Here is a 1,803-nt window from a genome sequence, read left to right on the forward strand (position 1 = left end):
TGTCTGGAAGAAAAAGGATATGCGGCAGTAGATTGTGATAATCAGATCGATATGGTCAATCGTGAAAAAGTAGAAGAATTTTGCAAAGCAGCGGAGAAAGAAGAACAGGCAACAGTAGATATTGTACAACCGAACAGAGATTCGCTACAATATTAATATTTCTGGTGATAAGGAGATGGGAAGATGAGACAATGTATGGATGCAGATAATCTGCACCGAAGACTGAAGAAAATAATCGGACAGGTTCAGGCAATCAGATGTACTGGTATCACTGGCATTAATTGCATCAGTCTGTATTGGTGAAAATTTTGCAGCAGGCGAGGTCTTTCTGGTTCAATATTCCATTAAAGCGGCTTAAGAAGGTTATGGTTGTAATGGCAGCCGCCAGGATATCACTGACTGGTTCTGCAAGGAAAACTGCAAATACCTTATCAGATAAAAAGAGCGGCAGGATAAAGATCAGAGGGATCAGCAGGATCAGTTTTCGCAGGCATGCAAGAAGCAGACTGATTTTTGCCTGTCCGAGTGCCATAAAACTCTGCTGGCAGCTTATACTCCCGGAAAGCAGGAGACAGCCAGAGAAGATTTCAATAACAGCAGAAATTATGTATAATTATGTTGTAGGTACAAAAATAGTGTGACAGCGAGGTAGAGAAAATGGAAGAGCAGATAAAAAAGATTTATGAAAAGCAGAAAAATGGACGCATCAGGATGATACGGAATGTGCTGTTGATTTATGCAGCATTGATCTGTGTGGTGAGTATTTTCAAAGGAAATCCGTTCCCGCATCAGGAGACAGTACTCTTTTTCGATGTAAAGCAGCCGGGCTGGGTCACGACAGATCCCTGGCTTCTGTGGATTTGCGTGGTGGTTGATCTGATTGCAGGTATATTCATTTTAATCAGGGACATTCTCAGAGACTTTTCAAAAATTGACCGGATTCTGTCACAGCAATGTGATGCAGAAAAATATTCAGAAATGCTGGAAGAGTTGATAAAGTACGGAAAGAGCTTGGATTATCATGGATTTCAAAAAAGTGTCATGCTGATAGCTGAGTCTAAATATGTAGTTGCACTGATCATAAATGGGCAGTTGCAGAAGGCAGAAGAGTATATAAAGAATGAATGGGAAGGAAAAAGAGAGGGACGTTCCTGGCAGCAGGTCATGACGAATCTCGAACTGTCGAAGAAATATCAGGAGAAAGATGCGGCAGGTTATTCGGCTACATTAGAAAAAGCAGGGAAAGTATATCAAAAGAATCCACTGTTTATGGCAAAAAATTTGATGCTGAAAGGTGAAGATGAGGCAGCAGTAAGATTACTGAAAAATGATACGGAAAAGCTGCCTTATTATGAGGTTACACGCAGATTCCTGCTGGGAGTATGTTACTACCGAATCGGAAAAGAAGAGCAGGGAAAAGAATGTATGGAATATGTAATTGGGCATGGAAATACGTTGAAGTGCAAAGAAGAAGCGGAAAAATATGTAACAGTGTAAGTAAGGATGTTCTTTAAAATGACAGGGTAACAAAAATGGAGAAGATATAGAGGATGGTAATAAAATAGGATATATCGCACATAAAGATGGTGAATCTGGAGTATACAATTCCTGAAAATAGATTTGAGTTTTAAATATTACAAGCGTAAGATTTAAGGAACAAAAAAATTAGAAGAAAGGAATCGGTGGAAGTGGTTATGTTGTTAAAAAAGATGCAACAGTATTGGATGAGTATTTTGAAGGATAAAAAAATTTTTATGGGGAATTATTACATATGTAAGATATTTGCGATGATATTGATAGTTC

The 1,803-nt window shown here is 38.7% G+C and carries 3 protein-coding genes and 1 pseudogene; 3 read left to right on the forward strand and 1 reads right to left on the reverse strand.

Annotated elements, in window-relative coordinates; translation table 11 throughout:
- Window positions 1-3 precede the first annotated feature (3 nt).
- Together PG418_RS19020 and PG418_RS19025 are read left to right on the forward strand one after the other, a co-directional pair.
- Window positions 4-156 (forward strand): DUF6070 family protein, encoded by a 153-nt coding sequence (locus tag PG418_RS19020; protein WP_279286850.1) that lies wholly within the window; start codon window positions 4-6, stop codon window positions 154-156.
- 27 nt (window positions 157-183) lie between these two features.
- Window positions 184-255 (forward strand): annotated as a pseudogene (locus PG418_RS19025) (metal-sensing transcriptional repressor); the annotation flags it as partial.
- Window positions 256-286: 31 nt separating this feature from the next.
- Here the strand turns inward: PG418_RS19025 and PG418_RS19030 are convergent.
- Complete coding sequence (locus PG418_RS19030) at window positions 287-532, reverse strand: hypothetical protein (protein WP_044964902.1); 246 nt, start codon at window positions 530-532, stop codon at window positions 287-289.
- Window positions 533-657: 125 nt separating this feature from the next.
- On the opposite strand from PG418_RS19030, the gene PG418_RS19035 reads away from it, so the two are divergent.
- A complete protein-coding gene (locus tag PG418_RS19035) occupies window positions 658-1,497 on the forward strand; it encodes a DUF2721 domain-containing protein (protein ID WP_368276620.1) in 840 nt (279 codons plus the stop codon).
- Window positions 1,498-1,803 lie beyond the last annotated feature (306 nt).

The organism is Bariatricus sp. TF06-38A (genome assembly GCF_027690675.1).
GTDB classification, from domain to species: domain Bacteria; phylum Bacillota; class Clostridia; order Lachnospirales; family Lachnospiraceae; genus Allocoprococcus; species Allocoprococcus comes.